This is a genomic window from Ideonella alba (assembly GCF_018069845.1).
Taxonomy (GTDB): Bacteria; Pseudomonadota; Gammaproteobacteria; order Burkholderiales; family Burkholderiaceae_C; genus Ideonella; species Ideonella alba.
On the sequence record NZ_JAGQDD010000041.1, the window covers coordinates 1 to 4,679 of the forward strand.

Consider the following 4,679-nt stretch of genomic DNA (forward strand, 5'->3'; position numbering starts at 1 on the left):
CATTGCTGAACTTACTCATGGTCAGGTTGAGCGTTGTAGGTGAGAAGTGCTCGGCGTTACTCGTGCGGCCTAACGTTCGAGCTGAGCCGCGCACGCCGCCATGGCACTTGGCCCGCTGGGCGGATGATGACCTAAGCCGGGAAGCGGGCCAAGTGCCATGACGGTGGGCGTCGGTTCCAGCGAGGGGTTAGGCCGCACTTTCGCCTGCCGATTCTGCTTGGCGCCGCCTTACTCAACAGACATGCGTTGGACCTTGCCTCGCTCAACGAGAAGCATGGTCCCAAAGTTCAGTAAGAAAGGCGAGCACTTGCCATTCGCTGCCTCGCCTTGATCAGCAGCCTCTATCGCAAGACACACGCCTTCGCACTGCACCGAGTCTGTGCAGAGTTTTCCCGCGTCCCCTGCCTTCAGGTCGCATACCTTTGGCTTGTCGGGCATGGGTAAGCCCAACGTTGTCCAGGCTCCGCCCTTTGCTTCGCACTCCGCCTGAGAAGTCGGGAGCACAGGGCGCTTCTTGCTGCTCGACTGAGCTGCACTGCCAAACGCAGCAAAGGCAATCAGCACCGAGACTGCGAGACGAGTGTATCGACTTGACATAGTGGTGCGGCCTAACGTTGGAGCTGAGGGGCGCGCGCCGGTGTGGCGCTTGGCCCGCGAGGCGAATGATGACAGCGAGCGCCTCGCGGGCCAAGTGCCATGCCGGTGCGCGTCCCCTCGAGCGACTGGTTAGGGCGCGCCGCGCGCGTGGCAATGCATTCACGCCTCATGCCATTGAACCCAGTCTGGCATTGCACCCTCATTGACATAGAAGTAGGCGATGGCCTTGTAGCACTGCTCAAGCTCTATGCACCATGCGAGAGGGTACTCGTCTTCTTGCCCATGGCTCAGAAGGTACTTCTCGGTTCCTGCTCTACCAGCTTCACCGAAAGAGACGAAGCCGCTGTCACCGGCATGACGCAGGTACATGAGCCACGCATTCCCGCTGTTGCGCAGCATGCACATGCTCGGCCCACCCGCGACAGAGACCCAAAGCTCGAAGTGTGACGAACGGTCGAACCGATCGAGCGCCTCGCCAAGCGCGTCTACGGTCGCAATGTCTTCCGTTCGGCCGTTGAATGAAGCGGCTACGACCATGCGCGCCCTAACGTTCGAGCTGAGCCGCGCGCGCCGGCATGGCGCTTGGCCCGCTGTACGGATGATGGCCTAAGCCGGGAAGCGGGCCAAGTGCCATGACGGTGGGCGTCGGTTCCAGCGAGGGGTTAGGCTTCACTGCAGAGAGGAGTCGAGTACGAACCTTGGGAGGAGAGTCGTGAACATTGGGCTCATGGCTGGTTTGTTAGCTGCGGGCGGAGTGGATGGCGATCGCAATCACTGCGAGAAGTGCGAGGACAGACAAAGCGTTCAACAGAGTGTTCTCAAAGAGTTCACCTTGCTTGTCTTCAAGCCAGCGCTCGACGAACGACAAGCCGCCAACAAAACCAAGGGCTGCGCCTATGGCGAGAAACCAAAGGATGATTCCTGACAAGTCCCAGGAATCAGGGTTGGCGAAGTGCCGCGGATCGCGCGTTAGCCAGGTGACGTACGCGGTAAGGCCGAGTAGGAGGCCGACTAGAGTTGAACGGATGCGCCGATACATGTCCGCTGCGCGATGGTTCGGTTGTGAAGCCTAACGTTCGAGCTGAGCCGCGCACGCCGGCATGGCGCTTGGCCCGCTGGACGGATGATTGCCTAAGCCGGGAAGCGGGCCAAGTGCCAAGCCGGTGGCTGTCGCCTCCAGCGAAGGGTTAGGCCTCATTCTGCGCACCACCACCATTGCATGACAAACGTTCCGCCTCGAAGCGCTCGACCCGAGCCATTACATGCTTGCGCAGCTGCGCAAAGACGGCGAAGTCTCCTTGGAGAACCTCCGACCCGCAGCATTGAACAATCTCAACGACCTCCGCGACGTTGAGCGGCTCCATGCGCTCCAACTTCGCTGCGACGTTCGGAACGCGTGAGATGCGTTCTACGCCGAGGTCCCTCACGTCGAACCGATCGAGGTGCGTGTCCCCGCCAATGTAAATGGGATGCTTTGGGAACTTCCCCGCGACGAGACGTGCGATGACGCCAGACCAGCCTCTGCCCTCGGGCGGCGAGAACTCCAACTGAAGGCCGGCGACCTCATTCCGGTAGGTGAGTAAGAGGCCGTAGACACTGGATTCCTCGTGATCGAGCCGCAGGCGGTGAACTGCGGCAAGTTGCTCGACTGCTGCCTTTGCCTCGCGCGACTCAGCGGCGAAGCGAATCTTTGGCTTCTTTGACGACATGCTGCTTCGAGTTGCGATGCTAGTTTGCTGGAGTCGTGAACATGAGGCCTAACGTTGAAGCTGAGCGGCCGAAGACAACTGGCCGCGCGCAGCGATGATGAACTGGTGAGCGTAGCGCGGCCAGTTGGCGGAGGTCCACTCAAGCGCCCTGTTAGCCATCACTCTTCTCTGTCTAGCGTTTGGCCGGCAGCACCAATTCCCAGTGGACTCTGAAGCACGTAGTAATGCTCACCAAGCAGCATTGCGACTACACCACGCGCGCGACTGTAGTAGAAGACGCGCTGGCGCCCTGCGTCGCTGGTTTGAACGATCGCGAGCACGTTGCCAATTGCCGAACCTGCCAATTGGAAGTCCTTGGATAGGCCAGTGCACTGGTAATGAAATCCTGGCCTCCGCCATTCCTTGAGCGGCTCGCAGGCATTTCGCGGCATCTCAAACGAGAGATAGCGCGAAATCATGCAGAAGCCGCCATCGTCGCTATCACAGCGCGACACTTCAAAGAGGATATCGAAGACGCGAAATCCATTGGACCTCATCTCGAGTCCGATGTCGGAACGCACATCGTTCTCTCCGATGCGCGGCACCGCCCTGTACATGGAGTCGTGAGTAACGTTGAAAGGCGCTGCTGCCGATGCGCTATGGATACACCAGATCAGCAGCATCTCAGCGAATTTCCTGCCTGCGGTCGCGCTCAGTGGCATGGCGGTTGGATTGATGGCTAACGTTCGAGCTGAGCCGCGCACATCGGCATGGCGCTTGGCCCGCTGGACGGATGATGACCTAAGCCGGAAAGCGGGCCAAGTGCCATGACGGTGGGCGTCGGTTCCAGCGAAGGGTTAGGCCTCGCTCGGGTCGGCTTTGAGGCTACCCCTGAGCTTGCACCTTGCGACAGTGTGGGCTGAGGCTTTGTTGTTGAGTGGGAGAGCTTCATGGCTTGGCGGCCTGAAGATGTGCCTTGATGGCAGACGCAGAAGTAAACGGCTCTGGCCCCTCGAAGGTGAGAACTTCGTCCACCGCTTCGCTCAGGTGTGCGTGATGCAGAGCTTCGGCGGGCCTCAAGTGATAGACGCCGTTCTTGACAGCAAAGAGGCCGCGCTTGTTCGGGACCGTAAACACCGGTTCAAGCGGCGTTCCATCGTTTGACCAGAAGAGCCAGATCGCTGCCTCCACATCGAGACCTTCACATGCTGCGACGGCTTCCGCTTCGTTCGCGAATGCTTGAAGCGAGCGCTCTTCTGTTTCGACGGCGAAGATCATGACAGTGGAAGCTGGGACCGCGGTTGATCGCGAGGCCTAACGTTTGAGCTGAGCCGCGAGCGCCGGTGTGGCGCTTGGCCCGCTGGACGGATGATGGACCACTCCGGGAAGCGGGCCAAGTGCCATGCCGGTGCGAGTCGGCTCCAGCGAGGGGTTAGGCGTCAAGGTGTGCCTAACTAAGCTTCTTGACTTCATTGCGCTCCGGTGTCGCCGATTCGTGGAAGAGGACTGCCAGATAGTGACCAAGCTCGTCTTCGGGTATGTCGTCCGGGATAATGAACTCCGCATCACGGCGCTTACCTTCGTTCCCAAGGAAATAGGGCTTCCACCCTCCGTCCCGAGGCTCGACACCAATGAGTTTTCCAAAGACATTGAATCGAATCACGAGACACCCTTCCGATGTTGAGACGAATATGGATCTGAGAAGGAGCGCAGCTTCAACGATCGGTGTGCAACGCGCAAATGAGCGTGGACAGAGCAGCCGCGGCGCGGGCGCGACGCCTAACGTTCGAGCTGAGCCGCGCACGCCGACATGGCGCTTGGCCCGCTGGACGGATGATGACCTAAGCCGGGAAGCGGGCCAAGTGCCATGACGGTGGGTGTCGGTTCCAGCGAGCGGTTAGGCGTCAATGCGTGTCCCTGCCTCAGACAGATGGAGAAGCAACTGAGTGTGGATTTTGGTCATCTCAAACAAGCATCTCTGCAGGGCGACGTTTCACTCTGCGAAGCCACACGTACGACAAGGCGATAGACGATGCGACGGTGAGCACCAGTGCCGATAGCTGAATAAAACCGGGCATCTCAAGTCCGCGGCCGAACACGAACTGGCCGACGTAAAGGCGATAGAGCTCTTTGTCGACCGGCCAAAGCACGAGCGCAAACACGACGTGCCACCACAATAGGTACTGAAGCAACAGGAAAGCCAGAGCAACGGCTATACGGCGGACCGGGAGCATGGATTCGGTAGCGGTAGGCTGAGGTTGGTTTGCCATTGACGCCTTGTATGTTCAACCCAGCGATTCCACAGAAGAATCGCGGTTAGGGAAGGTCTGCACAACACACCGAACGGCGTGCTGATGCCCTGATCAGGTCGGAATGTGATGCTGCCAGCCCCGG

7 protein-coding genes are annotated in these 4,679 nt (G+C 59.6%); all 7 read right to left on the minus strand.

Annotated elements, in window-relative coordinates; all coding sequences use genetic code 11:
• Positions 1-756: 756 nt before the first annotated feature.
• The 7 genes from KAK03_RS25230 to KAK03_RS24630 all read right to left on the minus strand — a co-directional run bounded on the left by KAK03_RS25230 (position 757) and on the right by KAK03_RS24630 (position 4,555).
• Entirely contained in the window at positions 757-996 is a 240-nt protein-coding gene (locus KAK03_RS25230; RefSeq protein ID WP_247661421.1) for an Imm1 family immunity protein, read from the minus strand.
• Between the two features lie 340 nt (positions 997-1,336).
• A complete protein-coding gene (locus KAK03_RS24610) occupies positions 1,337-1,636 on the minus strand; it encodes a hypothetical protein (protein WP_210857327.1) in 300 nt (99 codons plus the stop codon).
• Between the two features lie 148 nt (positions 1,637-1,784).
• Positions 1,785-2,306, minus strand: coding sequence for a hypothetical protein (locus KAK03_RS24615; protein ID WP_210857328.1), 522 nt, complete (start codon positions 2,304-2,306; stop codon positions 1,785-1,787).
• A 158-nt stretch (positions 2,307-2,464) separates the two neighbouring features.
• Positions 2,465-2,968, minus strand: a complete 504-nt coding sequence (locus tag KAK03_RS24620) for a hypothetical protein (protein WP_210857329.1) — start codon at positions 2,966-2,968, stop codon at positions 2,465-2,467.
• A gap of 265 nt (positions 2,969-3,233) precedes the next feature.
• Positions 3,234-3,563, minus strand: a complete 330-nt coding sequence (locus KAK03_RS24625; protein WP_210857330.1) for a hypothetical protein — start codon at positions 3,561-3,563, stop codon at positions 3,234-3,236.
• A 172-nt stretch (positions 3,564-3,735) separates the two neighbouring features.
• The gene (locus KAK03_RS25555; RefSeq protein ID WP_445663767.1) at positions 3,736-4,089 is read right to left on the minus strand and encodes a DUF7661 family protein; all 354 of its coding nucleotides are present in this window, start codon (positions 4,087-4,089) and stop codon (positions 3,736-3,738) included.
• A 160-nt stretch (positions 4,090-4,249) separates the two neighbouring features.
• The gene (locus KAK03_RS24630) at positions 4,250-4,555 is read right to left on the minus strand and encodes a hypothetical protein (protein ID WP_210857331.1); all 306 of its coding nucleotides are present in this window, start codon (positions 4,553-4,555) and stop codon (positions 4,250-4,252) included.
• Positions 4,556-4,679 lie beyond the last annotated feature (124 nt).